Annotated in this window: 14 protein-coding genes and 1 rRNA gene; 3 read left to right on the top strand and 12 right to left on the bottom strand. The window is 57.5% G+C overall.

What is annotated here, in order from left to right:
- Positions 1 to 4 precede the first annotated feature (4 nt).
- Positions 5 to 120, top strand: a 5S ribosomal RNA gene (gene rrf, locus MXF20_RS21215).
- A 211-nt stretch (positions 121 to 331) separates the two neighbouring features.
- Complete coding sequence (locus tag MXF20_RS21210; RefSeq protein WP_325971283.1) at positions 332 to 1,636, top strand: MFS family transporter; 1,305 nt, start codon at positions 332 to 334, stop codon at positions 1,634 to 1,636.
- On the opposite strand, the gene MXF20_RS21205 is transcribed toward MXF20_RS21210, so the two are convergent.
- The 5 genes from MXF20_RS21205 to trxC all read right to left on the bottom strand — a co-directional run bounded on the left by MXF20_RS21205 (position 1,637) and on the right by trxC (position 7,364).
- On the bottom strand, positions 1,637 to 1,957 hold the full coding sequence (locus MXF20_RS21205; protein WP_325971281.1) for a YfiM family lipoprotein: 321 nt from the start codon (positions 1,955 to 1,957) through the stop codon (positions 1,637 to 1,639).
- A 3-nt stretch (positions 1,958 to 1,960) separates the two neighbouring features.
- Entirely contained in the window at positions 1,961 to 3,319 is a 1,359-nt protein-coding gene (gene pssA, locus MXF20_RS21200; RefSeq protein ID WP_325971280.1) for a CDP-diacylglycerol--serine O-phosphatidyltransferase, read from the bottom strand.
- A gap of 83 nt (positions 3,320 to 3,402) precedes the next feature.
- A complete protein-coding gene (locus MXF20_RS21190) occupies positions 3,403 to 6,090 on the bottom strand; it encodes a bifunctional acetate--CoA ligase family protein/GNAT family N-acetyltransferase (protein WP_325971288.1) in 2,688 nt (895 codons plus the stop codon).
- Positions 6,091 to 6,176: 86 nt separating this feature from the next.
- Positions 6,177 to 6,869 carry a tRNA-uridine aminocarboxypropyltransferase gene (locus MXF20_RS21185; RefSeq protein ID WP_325971278.1) on the bottom strand — a complete coding sequence of 231 codons (693 nt, stop codon included), beginning with the start codon at positions 6,867 to 6,869 and terminating at the stop codon, positions 6,177 to 6,179.
- 75 nt (positions 6,870 to 6,944) lie between these two features.
- Positions 6,945 to 7,364: a thioredoxin TrxC gene (gene trxC / locus MXF20_RS21180; protein WP_021313847.1), complete on the bottom strand. Its 420-nt coding sequence runs from the start codon at positions 7,362 to 7,364 to the stop codon at positions 6,945 to 6,947.
- A gap of 156 nt (positions 7,365 to 7,520) precedes the next feature.
- Here trxC and MXF20_RS21175 point away from each other — a divergent pair, with 156 nt between their 5' ends.
- Positions 7,521 to 8,663, top strand: a complete 1,143-nt coding sequence (locus tag MXF20_RS21175) for a tRNA/rRNA methyltransferase (RefSeq protein ID WP_325971277.1) — start codon at positions 7,521 to 7,523, stop codon at positions 8,661 to 8,663.
- Between the two features lie 42 nt (positions 8,664 to 8,705).
- Here the strand turns inward: MXF20_RS21175 and emrB are convergent, their stop codons facing one another.
- The 7 genes from emrB to nrdF all read right to left on the bottom strand — a co-directional run bounded on the left by emrB (position 8,706) and on the right by nrdF (position 17,797).
- Positions 8,706 to 10,241, bottom strand: a complete 1,536-nt coding sequence (gene emrB, locus MXF20_RS21170; protein ID WP_238561613.1) for a multidrug efflux MFS transporter permease subunit EmrB — start codon at positions 10,239 to 10,241, stop codon at positions 8,706 to 8,708.
- A gap of 17 nt (positions 10,242 to 10,258) precedes the next feature.
- On the bottom strand, positions 10,259 to 11,431 hold the full coding sequence (emrA, locus tag MXF20_RS21165) for a multidrug efflux MFS transporter periplasmic adaptor subunit EmrA (RefSeq protein WP_325971276.1): 1,173 nt from the start codon (positions 11,429 to 11,431) through the stop codon (positions 10,259 to 10,261).
- A 148-nt stretch (positions 11,432 to 11,579) separates the two neighbouring features.
- Entirely contained in the window at positions 11,580 to 12,110 is a 531-nt protein-coding gene (gene mprA / locus MXF20_RS21160; protein WP_021506466.1) for a transcriptional repressor MprA, read from the bottom strand.
- Positions 12,111 to 12,816: 706 nt separating this feature from the next.
- Complete coding sequence (gene proX / locus MXF20_RS21155) at positions 12,817 to 13,812, bottom strand: glycine betaine/L-proline ABC transporter substrate-binding protein ProX (RefSeq protein WP_325971274.1); 996 nt, start codon at positions 13,810 to 13,812, stop codon at positions 12,817 to 12,819.
- Between the two features lie 62 nt (positions 13,813 to 13,874).
- Positions 13,875 to 15,065 carry a glycine betaine/L-proline ABC transporter permease ProW gene (proW, locus tag MXF20_RS21150; RefSeq protein ID WP_325971273.1) on the bottom strand — a complete coding sequence of 397 codons (1,191 nt, stop codon included), beginning with the start codon at positions 15,063 to 15,065 and terminating at the stop codon, positions 13,875 to 13,877.
- The gene (proV, locus tag MXF20_RS21145; protein ID WP_325971272.1) at positions 15,062 to 16,258 is read right to left on the bottom strand and encodes a glycine betaine/L-proline ABC transporter ATP-binding protein ProV; all 1,197 of its coding nucleotides are present in this window, start codon (positions 16,256 to 16,258) and stop codon (positions 15,062 to 15,064) included. Before proV ends, proW begins: the two co-directional genes overlap by 4 nt.
- Before the next feature lie 579 nt (positions 16,259 to 16,837).
- Positions 16,838 to 17,797, bottom strand: coding sequence for a class 1b ribonucleoside-diphosphate reductase subunit beta (gene nrdF, locus MXF20_RS21140; RefSeq protein ID WP_325971271.1), 960 nt, complete (start codon positions 17,795 to 17,797; stop codon positions 16,838 to 16,840).
- Positions 17,798 to 17,802 lie beyond the last annotated feature (5 nt).

The following is a 17,802-nucleotide window of genomic DNA, read 5'->3' as shown; positions in this document are numbered from 1 at the left end:
TTTGCCTGGCGGCAACAGCGCGGTGGTCCCACCTGACCCCATGCCGAACTCAGAAGTGAAACGCCGTAGCGCCGATGGTAGTGTGGGGTCTCCCCATGCGAGAGTAGGGAACTGCCAGGCATCAAACCAGTGAAGAAGCCCCGAACGAGAGTCCGGGGCTTTTTTACGTCTGGCGATCGCCAAATCCACTTAACCCTTTGCAAAACCTCCCCTTAAAACTCCAGCACTGTCACATTTTGTCATCCTGAACCGGCTCCGATTCCCCCGTACCGCCCACAGCTGCTTTACTCATTGCTTTAGCGTTATTGTTCGCAAGGAAATGAGGTAACCCATGACCGACTCACAACAACAAAAATCGGCCCAGCCGGAAACGGCAGCCGTCAGTAAACAACGCATCTGGGCCATTGTCGGCGCGTCGTCAGGCAATCTGGTCGAATGGTTTGATTTCTACGTCTACTCCTTCTTCTCACTCTATTTTGCCCATGTATTTTTCCCGGATGGCGACACCACCACCCAGCTGCTGCAAACGGCCGGCGTGTTTGCGGCAGGCTTCTTGATGCGTCCCATTGGCGGCTGGTTATTTGGCTACATTGCCGATCGCCACGGCCGTAAAAGCTCGATGCTGATCTCGGTATGCATGATGTGCTTTGGTTCGCTGGTTATTGCCTGTCTACCCGGCTATAGCGAAATCGGCATCGCGGCACCGGTGATTCTGCTGCTGGCGCGCATGTTTCAGGGCTTATCCGTGGGCGGTGAATATGGCACCAGTGCCACCTACATGAGCGAAGTGGCACTCGAAGGGCGCAAGGGCTTCTACGCGTCGTTCCAGTACGTCACACTGATTGGCGGTCAGCTGTTAGCCGTGCTGACAGTGGTGGTGCTGCAACAAATCCTCAGTGATGTAGCGCTGCGCAGCTGGGGTTGGCGTATCCCGTTCTTTCTCGGCGCGATTCTGGCAGTCGTCGCGCTATGGCTGCGTCGTTCGCTGAACGAAACCTCCGAAAAAAAGCACCGGGAACATCGCGATGCCGGCAGCATTTTCGGTCTGCTGGGTAACCATTCGCGCGCCTTCCTGATGGTGCTTGGCTTTACCGCCGGCGGATCGCTGAGCTTCTATACCTTTACAACCTACATGCAGAAATATCTGGTGAACACGGCGGGTATGGATGCGCGCAGCGCCAGTGCGTTGATGACCGGCGCACTGCTGGTATTCATGCTGATTCAGCCGATCGTTGGCGCGCTGTCGGATAAGATTGGCCGTCGGGCATCAATGATGATCTTTGGCGCTGGCGCAGCCATCTGTACCGTGCCGATTTTGATGTTGCTGCAGAATGTGCAAAGTAGCGGGCTGGCGTTCGTACTGGTGATGCTGGCGCTGATTATTACCAGTTTCTACACCGCCATCAGCGGCATTCTTAAAGCGGAGATGTTCCCGCCGGAAGTGCGGGCGCTGGGTGTGGGGCTTTCCTACGCGGTAGCCAACGCTATCTTTGGCGGTTCGGCCGAATATGTGGCGCTGTTGCTGAAGAAGCAGGGCATCGAAACTACCTTCTTCTGGTATGTCTCGGCAATGGGCGCACTGGCATTTCTGGTATCGTTGATGCTGCACCGCAAAGGGAAGGGGATTGCGCTGTGATTACTGGCTCAGGTTCCACAGCGCAATACCGCTGGCCGCACCGGCGACATCCCAGCTAAGATCCTTCCAGCTCCAGCCGCTCCCGGTGGCGCGGCTGTCCCAGGCTTCTTTGGCAACGCCGAAGCTCAGCGAAAACAGCATGCCAAAGCGCAGATTTTGCCCGCGTCCCTGATGTTGATGCTGAGAGATCTCACTGCCGGCGGCAGCCAGGGCGGCAGAGGAGAAAAAGTGTTGCGCTTTATCCTGGCCGGTCCAGCTGTCCTGCGCCACATGCGCACATCCGCTACACAGTAATACCGCACAGAGGATGAGCGCACGCATCGGCTACAGCAAACGACTGATGAGGCGATCGATACGGATGCGACGCAGGCGGCGGATCAGCTTGCGCACTTTGGCTGGATAGTCAGAAATGCTCTCCAGTTCGCGGAAATGTTTCACTACCGTGGTGTGCTGACGGATCAGCGCCAGTTCTTTGTCACGCTGCTCTGCCAGCTGGTTAAGCGGATCGTGGATCAGCACCGCATTTTCCAGATCGAGTCGCCAGGCGCGCGGATTGAGGTTATTACCGGTGATCATCATCCATTCGTCATCAACCCAAATACCTTTCAGGTGATAGCTGTTATCACCATCTTTCCACAAGCGCACCGTCAGCTGGCCATTGTTGACGTAATACTGCAGCCGGCTGAGGAAACGACGCAGATTGATTTCATACAGGTAGGGTAGCGCACCGATAATTTTGAACGGCTCATGCGGCGGAATGTAGAAATCGTTGGCGGTTTTGTCACCGACAATGATCTCGACCTCTTTGCCCTGACGCAGCAGCTGGATCAGATTGCGCACCAGAATAGCCGGCAGGTTGAAGTACGGCGTGCACAGCGTGAGCTTCTGCTCGGCGCAGGGCATCAGATGGAAAATGGTTTTGTTCAGCAGGCTGCGTTTACCCAGTCCGACCAGCGGCGTAACCGCCAGCGATTCGTTGCCGGCATCACCCATGAACTGATAGTTAAAGCTACGCAGTTCCTGACGAAACTGGCGGGTTTCATTCTTGATCTCCGGGCTGGAGGGACGCTCAGCCTGATCGAGACGGTTGACCGCTTCAGAGTGCTTAAGATTCTCACCAATCCACTGAAACATGGTGTCCGCCAGCTGCGGATTGCGGATCAGCTGATAACGGTCATAACGATATTTGTCATGCTGATGCAGATAGACATCGTTCAGGCTGGCACCGCTGTACAGCAGCGTATCGTCAATGATAAAGCCTTTCAGATGCAGCACACCGAGCGCTTCGCGGGTGTTTACCGGAATGCCGTACACCGGAATCGCGATATCAGGATGCTGCGCCGCCATTTCGCAATACCAGTCGGCGTTGGTCAGGCCGCGCGCGGCACCGATACGGCCGCGCTGCGCACGATGCCAGTCCACCAGAATGCTGACATCCAGTTCCGGCCGCGCCTGACGTGCTGCATACAGCGCCTGCATAATGCGGCGCCCGCCGTCATCATTTTCCAGATACAGCGCGGCGATGCAGATGCGTTTTTCTGCCGTGGCGATTTTCGTCAGCAGGGTTTCACGAAACTCGGCAGGCGAGTAAAGCGTGGTCATATCCGACACGGATTGTGACAGTTTAGGCAGCTGTGCGAGGTGTTGTTGGTGTTTATTGCGTTTGAATTTAGACAACATCACAGTGCACTTCTTCTCTGTTCATTGTATGGCCTTTTGCCATCAAATCATGATCCTAACGGTAAATGATAACATCAACCGGCCTGTTAAGGAGGATTTTTACCTTTCTCTACAGGTGAGTCGCCGGTGTCAGCCAGCGGTAAATTCAGACTGACAATGCCATCATCCAGTTGAATATTCACACGAAAGTTGAGTTTTCGTGCGAGGGTAATCATGCCGGTATTGTGCGGCATGGTGATACCGTTCAATTGTTGCAGGCCGTGATCGCGCGTATAGCGGATCATCTTTTCCAGTAAACGTCTGCCCATGCCCAGCCCTTTCAGGTCGGAGCGCACTAACACCGAAAATTCTGCATCAATATTGTCAGCATCAGAGATGGCGCGCGTCACGCCGATGATCTCATCGGCCCCGTTATGCTGGCGTACCGCGACAATCGCCATTTCCCGGTCGTAATCGATCTGCGTCATGTTTGCCAAATCGTCGTGGGTGAACTCATTGATCTCACTGAAGTAGCGGTAGTAGAGGTCTTCTTTGGTGACCTGGGCGATAAAGGCGCGCAGCTGCGGTTCATCCTCTGGCAGAATCGGCCGGAACAGGCAGCGCTGGCCGTCTTTGAGCTGCACCAGCTCTTCCAGATAGTGCGGATAAGGGCGAATCGCCAGACGCGCTTCGCTGTCGCCGCTGAACGGGGCCAGCTGCAGCGTTACGTCCAGCAGGGTAAAGGCGTTAGCGGATGCCAGCAGCGGGTGAATATCCAGCCGCTGGATCTCCGGACAATCCACCACCAGGTTAGACACCTGCACCAGCAGCTGGCTCAGGCCAGCGATGTCCAGCGGGCGCAGCGCGCTGCGGCTGCGAACTTTGCCGCTTTTCAGTGCCTGGATCACCAGATAACGCGCCAGCGTCATATTGAGCGGCGGCAGCGCCACGGCCGCCTGCTTGTCCGGCTGCCACTCCACACCGCCTTCGCCCAGCATGATGATTGGACCAAACAGCGGATCCTGCTCAACCACCACGCGCAACTCCTGCGCACCGGCGCGGTTGGCCATACTTTGTACCAGCAGGCCGTCAATGCGCGCCTGCGGATGGGTTTCACGTACGCGCTCAAAGATGGCGTCTGCTGCCTGTTCGACTTCAGCCGCGCTACGCAGATAGAGCATCACGCCCTGAACATCCGACTTGTGCGCAATATCCGGCGAGCGCAGCTTGAGCGCCACCGGGTAACCAATCTGCCCGGCAATCGCGGCCGCGGCCTGACTGTCACTGGCGATCCACGTTGGCAGCGTCGTCAGGCCGTAAGCCTGCAATATCGGCTGCACCTCATGCGTATCGAGCGTGGTAATACCGTTATCCAGTGCCTGCTGCAGCAGCTGATGTGCCCCGGCGCTGTTTTGCGTCAGGCCCAGCGGCAGCGCTGGCGTTTCACGCAGCTGTTTCTGGTTACGCCGATACTCAACCTGATGCATGAAGGCGGTTACCGTGCCTTCCGGCGTGCGCCAGGTTGGAATGCCGGCCTGGGTGAATGCGCGGCGGGCTTCCTGCGAAGAGTGTTCGCCGCACCAGTTGGTCAGCAGGGTCACCTGCTTACCCCGTGGATGCGCGGCCACCGCCGCGATAATCTGCGCGGCGGTTTCACTGGCCGGAGAGACGGCGCTGGGGGAATGGATGATCATCAGCGCATCCAGCTCATGGCTGTCGAGCAGCTGTTTTACGCAGGCCACGTACAGCGCGGGCGTCGCATGATCTTTCAAATCCAGCGGATTACCGCGCCCGATGCCCTCCGGCAGCAGTGCGGCCAGCGCCTGCAGCGTGGGCTCATCCAGCGTTGCCAGCTTGCCGTTACGCGCATACAGTTCATCCAGCGCCAGCGCTGCCGGAGCGGCGCCGTTGCTGATAATCATCAGGCGCTCACCGCGCAGCGGGCGCATGTGGCTGAGCGATTCCACGGCGGAAAACAGCTCATGCGTGTCCTGCACGCGCAGCAGACCGGCGCGCTGAATGGCAGCATCCCAGGCGGCATCCAGTCCGCTGGCGGTGCCGATCATCGCCTGTGCCTGATGGCTGCGTCCGCTTTTAATCACCAGAATCGGTTTATTGCGCGCTGCGCTACGCGAGGCGGAAACAAAACGCCGGGCGTCGCTCAGGTGTTCCAGGTAAAGCAAAATGGCGCTGGTTTTGCCGTCGCGCGCAAGGAAATCCAGCAGGTCGTCGACATCAATATCCAGGCTGTCACCCAGCGCGATAAACCACGAAAAGCCCAGGTTGCGCTGCTGCGCCCAGTCGAGAATGGTGTTGGACACCGCCGCCGATTGCGAAATAAAGGCGATGCGGCCCTTTGCAATCGGCACCGGTGAGAAGCTGGCATTCAGTCCCTGCCACGGCGCTAACAGGCCAAGGCTGTTGGGCCCCAGCAAGCGTATCTGCCACTGGCTGGCGCAGGCTTTCAGCGCCTCCAGCTGGCTGGCCGGTGCGGAGAGAATAATGCAGGCTTTGCAGCCTTTTTCTCCCAGCTGCTGCAGCAGGTCAAGGTTGCGTCTGGCGTGGGTGCAGATAATGGCGAGATCGGGAGCGAAGGGCAGGCTGGCGACATCCGGCCAGGCCAGCACGCCGCTGACTGCCTTGTATTTAGGCGTGACCGGCATCACCGGCCCGCCAAAGCCGCCGGCCAGCAGGTTGCGCATCATCAGATAACCGGCGCGGCCCGGTTTTACCGACGCACCCAGCACCGCAATTGATTTCGGTCGTAACAGCGCTTCCAGTCCACGTTGGCTCATCATTCGCTCCTGCACTCGGGATTGGCATGATTGTAAACGCTTTTGCGTCGGTTGCCGATTTGTCGATGTCAGGCTGCGAGCCAGCTTCAGAAATTGTCTGTCTGCGCGTGTATCGGATGGTGGGGTTTGCCTGCCAGATAGGCCTGACGGAAACGCTCAAAGTGCTGCTGCAATGCCTGCGCCGCCGGTAAATCCCCGGCCTGTTCCAGCAGGGCTGCGGCCACTTCCGCGGTGCAGTGCTGCCCTGGCGCATGGGCTTCGCGCAGCGTGTAGCGCGACGGTGTCGCCACGTTAAGTGACATCACCGGAAAACTATCCAGCCACGGACTTTTGCGGAACATTTTGCGCGCTTCGGTCCAGGTGCCGTCCAGCATGATAAACAGCGGTGGCTTGCCGCAAATGGGCGGCGTGTTCAGCACCTGACGATCGGCATCGGCGTACGAGGCGGGGAACACCACCATCGGCTGATAATCAGCGGTCTGCACCGCCGCCAGCAGCGCGGCGTCGGGTTCGGTGCGTGACCAGCCAAAGGCCTGCGTCTCCGGCAAAATATCGGCAATCAACCGCCCGGTATTGCTGGGTTTCATCGGCTCAGTGTCAAACATCACCAGGCAAAACCGGCTGCGCGCCTGTTGCGGCTGCAGGGTGGCGCACAGACAGTGTTTATGCGGCAGCAGGCAGCGCTGACAGCGCAGCACGCGGTTGCCTCGGGCGAGAAACGGGCGCGTGGCACGCGCTAAGCGCTGCGCACGCAGGCGCAGGACGGCATTATCAGACATAGGATCGCGGACAGGAAAAAACGCCAGTGTAATAGAAGGGCAAAAACAAGGCCAGCGCGTGGCTGGCCTTTGAGGTTACAGTGATTCGTCGAGCCATTCGTTGAACGGCGCTTTTGGCATCGCACCGTTCAGCATGTCCACCATCTCACCGTTTTTGAACAGCATAATGGTCGGGATGCTGCGGATGCGAAAACGCGTGCTGAGCGCAGGTTCCGCCTCGGTGTTCACCTTCACGAAGCGCACTTTACCGCGCCGCTCGTCAGCGACATCTTTAAACACCGGCGCAAAGTTCACGCACGGGCCGCACCACGGTGCCCAGAAGTCGACCACAACCGGCAGGTCGTCCTGCAGATATTTATCCAGCGTGGCTGCCGTGGCATTCACCACTTCACCGCTAAACAGCGCGTCGCCGCAGCGACCGCATTTGGCTCCGTCGGCCAGGCGTTCCTCGGGAACGCGGTTAGTTGCCTGACAGGAGGCACATACAGTATTCATCGTCACCTCAAACCGGACCTGTAAATCTTAGGATTGGTGAACATTATGAAAAGGTTGAATGCTATGCTCAATCTGGATTAAGCAATAGGTTCAATAGTTGATAGCTAAGCGCCGACACATCAGGTAATCTTCGCGCTCTCAATGCTGGAGGAACAGATGAACGACGAATTTAAAGGCAAAAGCGGCAAGGTAAAAGTGATGTACGTACGTGATGAGGAGGGCGGTCAGAAGCCTAATCCCCGTACCGGCAAAGGCGGCCGTCCTGCTGCGCGCCAGGAAGAGAATCGTCGCTCTGGTCCTCGCAGCACCCGTAATAACGAAGAAGCCGGTCGTCCGCGCGCTGCGCGTGGTGACGATGCCGGGCGTTCACGGGGTCCACGTGATGATGCTGGCCGTTCGCGCGGTCCGCGTGACGACAGCGCGCGCGGTCGCCGCAGCGATCGTGACGATCGCGGCTTCAGTGATTCACCGTGGCGCACCGTGTCACGTCCGCCTGTTGCCGCTGAAGCGGATGCGGGTGACGAAGCGGCCAGCAGCAAGCCGGCTATTGACCCGGAACTGATTCGCCGCCAGCGTCAGGAAGAGACGCGCGTGTACGGCGAAAACGCCTGCCAGGCGCTGTTCCAGAGCCGTCCGGAGAGCATCGTCCGTGCCTGGTTTGTGCAAAGCGTTACGCCGCGTTTCCGTGAAACCCTGCGCTGGCTGGCCGCAAACCGCAAAGCTTATCACGTCGTAGATGATGCCGAACTGGCGAAAGCGTCCGGTACTGAGCACCACGGCGGCGTGTGTTTCATCATTAAGAAGCGCATGGGCATGCCGGTAGCGGAATGGCTGCAGCAGGCGCAGAGCAAAGACTGCGTACTGGCGCTGGAAGATGTCAGCAACCCGCATAACCTTGGCGGTATCATGCGCAGCTGTGCGCACTTTGGCGTTAAAGGTTTGCTGGTCAATGATGCCTCGCTGCTGGAATCTGGCGCCGCGGTGCGCACGGCGGAAGGCGGTGCAGAACACGTTCAGGCCATCAGTGGCGAAAGCTTTGCCGCGGGTCTGGAAGCGTTCCTTAAAGCCGGTTACACCATCGTAACCACATCCAGCCACGCCGGTACACCGCTGGCGCAGGCGGCGCTGCCGGCCAAAATGGTGCTGGTGCTGGGCCAGGAGCGTGAAGGTCTGTCAGACAGCGCATTCCAGCAGGGCGACATCAGCCTGTCGATTGGCGGTACCGGCAACGTTGAAAGCCTCAACGTCTCGGTCGCGACCGGCATTCTGCTCGCCGAGTGGTGGCGTCAGAACGCATAACTAAAAAAACGGGCCGCTCTGGCCCGTTTTTGTTTCTGTCACTCAGTGCGCGCCACCGCCGCCACCGCCTGCGCCAAAGGGCGGACGGGCAAACCACACCAGAACCAGCAGGATCAAAAACACCCCCGCCGATGCCCAGAAGATCTCGTTAGCCGAGATAATCAGCCCCTGATTGGTAATTTGCTGTGCGATGTAAGCCGACGCCTGCTGCTGCGTCATGCCCATGCTTTGCAGCTGGTCATACATTTGCTGCGAATTCGGATTGAAGGGATTAACCGATTCCGACAGGTAGCTGTGGTGCATCGATTCGCGGTCAGTCCACATGGTGGTGGTGATCGACGTTCCGATTGAACCCGCCAGCGTACGCACAAAGTTCGACAGGCTGGAGGCCGCCGCCATACGCTCCGGCGGCAGACCGGACAGCGTAATGGTGGTCAGCGGCATAAAGAAGCAGGCCACCGCGAACCCCTGGATAAACTGCGGCCACGCGGAGGCACCGAAATCCATACCCGGCTCAAAGGTATACGCACGCCAGTAGAAGCACACCGCGTACATAATAAAGCTGAACGTCACCAGACGGCGCATATCGAGCTTGTGGGCAAAGCGGCCAATGATCGGCGACAGGATCACCGGGATAATGCCTACCGGCGCTGACGCCAGCCCTGCCCAGGTAGCGGTGTAGCCATATACCTCCTGTAGCAGCTGCGGCAGCAGCACGATCGAACCGAAGTACAGCATGTAAGCCAGACTGATCGACAAACAGCCAATGGTGAAGTTGCGCATTTTAAACAGCGACAGATCGACAATCGGATGGTCGTCGGTCAGCTCCCACACCAGCAGCACCGTCAGCGCCACCACGGCGACCACCGCCAGCACCACGATCTCGGTCGAGCTAAACCAGTCGAGCTCCTTACCGCGATCGAGCATGACCTGCAGCGCACCAATGCCCACCACCAGCAGCACCAGCCCGACCATATCGATGGGCCGGATTTCGGTTTTGGTTTCGCGCCCGCGCAGGGTTTGCAGCGTCAGCATCACCACCACCACGCCAATCGGCACGTTGATGAAGAAGATCCAACCCCAGTGATAGTTATCACTGATCCAGCCGCCGAGAATCGGACCGCAAATCGGCGCGACGATAACCGTCATCGCCCACAGCGACAGGGCCACGCTACGCTTGGCCGGCGGGTAGTTGTTCAGCAGCAAACTTTGCGAGAGCGGAATCAGCGGACCGGCCACCACGCCCTGAATCACGCGGAAGAAGATCAGCATTTCCAGGCTTTCGGACATGCCGCACGCCCACGATGCCAGCGCGAACAGAATGGTCGACCAGGTGAACAGCTTCACTTCACCAACGCGTTTTGCCAGCCAGCCGGTGATCGGGATCGAGATGGCATTCGCCACCCCAAACGACGTGATCACCCAGGTGCCCTGCGAGTTAGAGGCACCGAGGTTACCGGCAATGGTCGGGATCGCCACGTTAGCGATGGTGGAGTCGAGTACCTGCATGAACGTCGCCAGCGACAGGGCGATGGTCATCAGAACTAACGGCGCACCTTCAAGCGGCTTTTGTGCCATAACAGCCTCCCGCGAGGTTATTGCGCGTTGGCACGGACAATGTCAGCGATCAGCTGGTTAACCGGCGCAAGGTCGATTGCCAGCGCGTTACTTTCATACGCGGCCTGGGTGCGGACACTGCTGGCCAGCGCGGCGCCGTCTTTGTTCTGGGTATCCACTTTCACCAGCGTGGACAGGCCGATACGCAGCGGATGTTGCGCCACTTGCTGCGGATCAAGTTCGATACGCACCGGCAGGCGCTGTACCACTTTGATCCAGTTACCGGTGGCGTTCTGCGCCGGCAGCAGCGAGAAGGCGCTGCCGGTACCCATATCCAGGCCGACCACTTTGCCGTGATACTCCACGTCATCACCGTAGATATCGCTGATCACCGTTGCAGGCTGACCGATGCGCACGCCGGCCAGCTGCGTCTCTTTAAAGTTGGCGTCAACCCACAGGTTGGTGGCCGGTACCACCGCCAGCAGCGGCGTGCTGGTGGAGATCTGCGAGCCGACCTGCACGTTGCGACGCGACACGTAGCCATCCATCGGGCTGCGGATATCGGTGCGCTGCAGCGCCAGCCAGGCATCGCGCAGTTCAGCGGCGCTCTGTTTTACTGCCGGCTGGTTTTCCAGTTCGGTATTCAGGATCATCGCCTGGTTAGCGTTGTACTGCTGAATCGCCACGTCCAGCTGGGCTTTCGCCGTGGCCACGGCATCACGCGCGTGCTGCAGCTCTTCGCGACCAATCAGATTGGCGGCACCGAGCGGCTCGCGACGTTTCAGGTCGGATTCTGCCTGATCCAGCGCGGTCTGCTGCAGCTTGATGGTCGCCTGATACTGTTTGCCGTTGATCATCAGCTGATGCGTCTGGCGCACGCTGGTGGCCAGCGCGGTCTGCGCTTTTTCAAACGCCTGCTGCGCATCGGTTTTATCGAGTGACACCAGGATGTCACCTTTTTTCACCCGATCCGTATCGTCGAACCACACTTTATTCACGCTGCCGGAAACCTGGGCCATCACCTGCACCTGGTTACCTGCCACGTAGGCATCATCGGTTTCCTGGAAGTGACGCAGCACCAGATACCAGTAAGCCAGATAAGCCACACCAATCACGATAAACACGATAGCCAGCAGGATCAGCACACCTTTGCGCTTCTTCTTTTTGTTTGCTGGCTGTTGCGGGCTTTGAGCTTCCGCTGTCGCACTCATGTCGTTCTCCACGTTTGCCATTAGTCGGGATGTGTTGATCCATCAACACGGTCGCCCGAGTCGAAAAAGCCAGCGTTTGCGACGCTGGCCGGATAAAAGGGGATTAAAATAGCGATTTCGGGGGGTGATTGTGTCGCAGTTCTTGCTATTAACGCGACAGAGAAGCGATAACCTGATCTTCATCCATTTTATCGAGACGGTTAAGCAGCTTACGGGTGATGGCTTCCAGCTGCTCCTGCTCGGTATCAGTCAGCGAGGACCACAAATACTGCAGGCTCTGATGCTGTGGCGGCAACAGCTGACGTAAAAATTCGTTACCTTTCTCTGTCAGGTGCAGATGCAGGCAGCGACGATCGTTGTCGCTCTCACGACGCTCAATCCAGCCGCGCTTTTCCAGCTCATCCGCAATACGCGTCGCATTGGTGCGGGACGAACCCAGCGCCGAACTCAGCTCAGAAGGCTGGATGCTCTGGTTCTCCTGCGCGTCCAGCGTGATCAGCGCCATGAATAAAGTTTCGTTAATTCCCTGCGCCTTCAACATTTTGTTGCGATTATCCAGCAGCTTACCCTGCATGTGCATGCACAGACGGGTCAGGATGATTTCCTGCAGCGGAAAATCTTTATGGCGGTTAGCACGGATGTTTAGCATCTGCTCAATGGGAGTAAACGAGCTTTCCATTAAAAAAACCTCTTAGTTGCAACAAATATAATAATGAGGGTGACAGATTAAGCGTAGTCATATTTTCCGCCCGTGATTGCTTGCGCCATCACACTGTCAGCACCTGGCGTTCCAGGTCGGTCCATAACCCTGGGCACTGCGCCCTGACCAGCCGCTTTGCAGGCAAAGCCGCTGAAGTCATCAATTCGCGAGGCGAAACCTTCAGTTAGTTGAATAATTTCGCGAGTAAAAATAACTTAGGTGAATAACTGTGTGGCTAACCATAACAAAGCCAATCATTAATGAACAGTATCGCTCACCACTTTGCGTGCATCTTTACGCTTTCTAAACACTTTTCCCGGCCGCTAAGCTGGCGTAAATCAACAGCTTAATTCGGCACGCCACGCTAACCGTGCGGCACAACGTCAGCGTCATCTGATTAAAGTCATCCGTTTACCTGAGGATCACGCAGTCACCCGCAGGTGGCAGACAGCAGAAATGCATCACGGTGCGGCAGGCGCAGCGCTGGCGGCTGAGGGAAAAGGATCACGGCGGGAAAAGCGGATAAATAATCATATGAGGGTAATAGTAACCCAAAAAATTATTTCAATGTTGTGTTAATTAACAGGACGTACCAGTGCGCTATAGCGCACGCTTCGCTTACTGACGGGGATGAAGAGAGGAAAACGGTGGCACCACGCAGCGGATAGCGTGGTGCCGCGCGGGCTTATTTCGCAGCTGCCTGGGCGTCGCTGATCCACTGATCAAATTCGGCCTGATGGGCTTTAATCCAGCCATCAACGTGGCCGTTAATGTCCGCTTCCGAAGCGTGACCGGCGTGCATGGCGGCGTTTTCGGCATTGATATCGCCAATCGGCAGCTTCATCTCGGCAAACAGTTTCGCCGCCGCCGGATTCTTCTCCGTCCAGGCTTTATTGGCGACTATGTGCATGGTGTTCACCGGGAAGCCATAGTTGGCGCCGTTGGCCAGTCTGGTATCCACTTTGCTCTGCTCGCCTGGCAGTGAGGAGAACGGCACCTGCAGCCACACCACATCTTTACCCGGCTTCAGCACGTCGCTGACCCAGTATGGCGTCCAGGTGTAACAGAGAATTGGTTTACCCTGTTTATAACGCGTGATGGTGTCGGCAATCATCGCCGAGTAATTGCCCTGGTTGTGTACCACGGTATCGCTCAGCTTGTAGGCCTCAATCTGGTGATTAATCACCGCTTCACAGCCCCAGCCGGGCGTACAGCCGGTCAGGTCCGCCTTGCCGTCGCCGTTGGTATCAAACAGTTTGGCCAGCTTCGGATCCTTCAGCTGCTCAATGTTGGTGATGTGATACTGATCGGCGGTTTTCTTGTCGATCAGGTAACCCTGCGCGGCACCGCTAACGTAGGTGCCCTGACGATAAAATTTATTATCACCGCCAGCGGCTTTATACATGTCGTCATGCAGCGGCTGCCAGTTGGTGGCGATAAACGTGGCATCACCGGCGGCAATGGTGGTGTAAGCCACGTTGTAATCCACTTCACTTGGCTTCTCAACGGTGTAGCCCAGCTTCTCCAGCGCGCGGCTCACCAGCAGCGTCTGGAAGGTCTCTTCGGAAATGGTACTCTGAGCCGGTTTAACGGTAATGCCTTTGCCCGGAAGGTCGGCGGCGGACACGTGCGTCGCGGCAACCGTGGTCAGGACGGCGGCGAATAGAGCTGTCTTGCGCATAGTCATTCCTTATTTTACGTGTGACGTCGGAGACGGGCGACCGCAGCGGCCGCCCAAAGAAATCAGGCTTTTTTACTGAATGGGCGCAGCAACAAACCCAGCGGGCCGCTGCTGTACCAGTGGCGACTGCCACGGCTGCGGCTGTCGCGACCAACCGACTGCGTCAGCCGGTCGAGGATGATGGCGAGAATCACGATACCGACGCCGCCGACGCTGGCGAGGCCCATATCCAGGCGACCAATACCGCGCAGCACCATCTGGCCCAGACCGCCAACGGCAATCATTGAGGCGATGACCACCATTGACAGCGCCAGCATCAGCGTCTGATTGACGCCGGCCATGATGGTTGGCATTGCCAGCGGCAGCTGGACCTTGAACAGCATCTGGCGTGGGCTGGCACCGAAAGATTCACTGGCTTCAATCAGATCAGCCGGCACCTGCTTGATGCCGAGTATGGTGAGACGCACCACCGGCGGCAGGGCGAAGATAATCGTCACCACCACGCCAGGCACGTTGCCGATACCAAACAGCATGACGATGGGCACCAGATAGACGAACGCCGGCGTGGTTTGCATCGCATCCAGCAGTGGCCGCACGATACGCGCCGCGCGCTCACTGCGCGCCAGCCAGATGCCAAGCGGCAGGCCAATCAGCACGCAGAACAGCAGGGCGGTGAGCACCAGCGCCAGCGTTACCATCGCCTGTGACCAGGCGCCGATCATGCCAATCAGCACCAGCGATATCAGCGTGGCGACGCCCATCGCCGGGCTGGCTATCTGCCAGGCAATCAGCGCGAACACGACAATCGCCACCGGCGCAGGCAGGCCCATCAGCAGTTGCTGGAAGGCGCTGAGAATATAATCCACCGGCACGCGAATGCCCTGAAACAGCGGACGGAAGTGGGTAACCACCCAGTCGATGCCTTCGGTGACCCAGCGATCCAGCGGAATCAGCGTGGTGTGGAACGGATCCAGCAGGCTGAAGTGCTCCGGCTCGGGAGCCGGCGCGCTGCTCAGCCAGTCACTGCTGCTGGCCGCGCTGCTGGCGGCATCGTGTCCACCACTGCTGGCGGCATCCGATGTACTGCCGGCGGCGTTGCCCCAGGCATCGGCGGCGCTGGCGCTGTTGTCGGCCGGAGTACTGCTGCCCGCTGCGGACCACGGATCGCTACTGGATGCGGCGGCATCACTGGCGGCGGGTGGTGCGCTGGTCTGGCTGGCGCTTTCCCACGGGGTGGCGTTGTGTGCACTCATGGCTGGGCTCCTTCACGATCTAAAGCCCGCAATAGCATGCTTTTGGAAATGATACCGACGTACTGCTGATCTTCACCGATCACCGGCACCGCGCAGGGCGCCTGCGCGACGTGAGAGAGCAAATCATTGAGCGAGGTATCGGCAGGAACCGCCAGCGGTGCGTCGAGCAGCGCGTTATCCAGCCCTTCACCGGCGGCGAGTGCCGCTTTCAGCGAATCCGTGGAGACGACGCCGATAAATTTCTGTTTCTCCAGTACGTAGCCATATTCGCGGTCTTCATCCTGCAGCAGTTTGATCGCCGAACGCGGGCCGAAACCGGCGGCCTTGCGAATCAGCGCGCCGGCGCTGCGGCGGGCGATATCTTTGGCGCTAAAGACGTGACTGATATCCACGCCGCGGAAGAAGGTGCGCACATAATCGTTGGCCGGATTATTGAGGATTTCATCCGGCGTACCGACCTGCACCACTTCGCCGCCCTGCATAATGGCAATGCGGTCGCCAATACGCATCGCTTCATCGAGGTCGTGGGAAATAAAGACGATGGTGCGCTGATGTTTTGCCTGCAGCTTTACCAGTTCATCCTGCATTTCTGTGCGAATTAACGGATCAAGTGCGGAAAAGGCTTCGTCCATTAGCAATATATCCGGATTAATCGCCAGTGCGCGGGCTAATCCAACACGCTGACGCATTCCGCCAGAAAGTTCATCGGGCCAGGCGTGGGCATAATTTTCCAGTCCGACCTGACGCAGCGCGTCGAGCGCTTTTTCCTGCCGTTCCTGCAGCGCCACGCCGGCTAATTCCATGCCAAAGGCGGTATTATTTAGCACCGTCATGTGCGGCATCAGTGCGAAAGACTGGAATACCATACTGATTTTATTTCTGCGTACTTCACGCAATTCCGCGTCGGATATTTGGGCAATATCGACACCATCAATAATCACCTGGCCGCGAGTCGGCTCGATCAGACGATTGAGAAGGCGAACCATGGTGGACTTGCCGGAGCCGGACAACCCCATGATGACAAAGATCTCGCCTTCTTCAATGGCCAGACTGGCATTTTTGACGCCGAGTGAGAGGCCGGTTTTCGCCAGAATACTCTCTTTACTCTCGCCTTTATCAATCAGTTTAAATGCCTTTTCCGGGTAATCGCCAAATACCTTATATAAATTCTTTACTTCGAGTTTAATTGCCATGCAGTAATGAAATTCCTGGTTAAATGTCTGACTATTTCTTGTTGTACCCTGCGTAAATTTAAGCGCCTATACCGTAGCATAGTGAGATTATCTGACAACCCTTGACGGAAATATCTGGCGTGACACGTATGGCGCGACAGTGGCTAATTCCAGTGCCTGCAAGGGATGAGGCGGGATAATTTTTTTTCTGAATTTTTTGTGAAATTAAACCGCTTTCGGCCAGAATTATTGCCGGAAGGCGGACAAATCACGTTTAGTCAGGCGAAATATTCCGGCGATGAATGGCGCTAAATAGGTAAAATAATCACGCGCTGAATTAACGTTATTTTGGGATGACGACGAGAATTCAGGAAAGAAAAATGAAGGGGCAGAACGTGGTGGGAACGGTATGAAACTAACCTGGTCGGCATAAATGCCGACCCTGTGGATGCATCATCAACCTAACCGCTGGGGGCGGATTCCGGTCGGCATGAATGCCGACCCTACAGATGCATCAACTTAACTGACGGGGCTATGCCATACGACATGATTAACCCCACCGTAGGGGGCGCATTGATGCGCACCGCTTACCGCACGCAACTAAAAATTCCAGTCCTCGTCCTCGGTTTCTACCGCTTTGCCCATCACATAGGACGAGCCGGAACCCGAGAAGAAATCATGGTTTTCATCGGCGTTGGGCGACAGCGCCGACAGAATCGCTGGGTTCACCGCCGTCAGCTCCGCCGGGAACAGTGCTTCGTAACCGAGGTTCATCAGCGCCTTGTTGGCATTGTAATGCAGGAAGGTTTTCACCTCTTCGGCCCAGCCCACGTCGGCATACAGCGCTTCGGTGTACGCCAGTTCGTTTTCATACAGCGCCAGCAGTAAATCGATGGCGAACTGTTGCAGCTCAGCGCGGCGTGCGTCGTCAACGCTTTCCAGCGCCTTCTGATACTTGTAGCCGATGTAATAGCCGTGCACTGCTTCGTCGCGGATGATCAGCCGAATCAGATCGGCGGTGTTGGTCAGCTTGCCGCGGCTTGACCAGTACATCGGCAGCCAGAAGCCGGAGTAAAACAGGAACGATTCCAGAAACACGCTGGCGATTTTCTTCTTCAGCGGATCGTTGGCGCAGTAGTGTTGCAGCACGATCTTCGCCTTGTTCTGCAGCGCGGCATTCTCTTCGCTCCAGCGGTATGCGGCATCCACGTCGGCGGTGTTACACAGCGTAGAGAAGATCGAGCTGTACGAGCGCGCGTGCACCGCTTCCATAAAGCTGATGTTCGACAGCACCGCCTCTTCGTGCGGCGTCAGCGCATCTTCCATCAGTCCCGGTGCACCAATCACGTTCTGAATGGTGTCGAGCAGCGTCAAACCGGTAAATACGCGAATCGTCAGCTGCTGCTGCTGGTGGTCGAGCGACTGCCACGCCGGCAGATCGTTGGACAGCGGCACCTTCTCCGGCAGCCAGAAGTTGCTGGTGAGACGGTTCCACACTTCGAGGTCTTTCTCGTCCTGGATACGGTTCCAGTTAATCGCCTGAATCTGTTTAAGTTGCATAGTCA

It is taken from the genome of Pantoea dispersa (assembly GCF_035783935.1).
Taxonomy (GTDB): Bacteria; Pseudomonadota; Gammaproteobacteria; order Enterobacterales; family Enterobacteriaceae; genus Pantoea; species Pantoea dispersa_C.
Note: the sequence above shows the minus strand (reverse complement) of the source record. Positions and strands in the feature narration are given on the sequence as shown.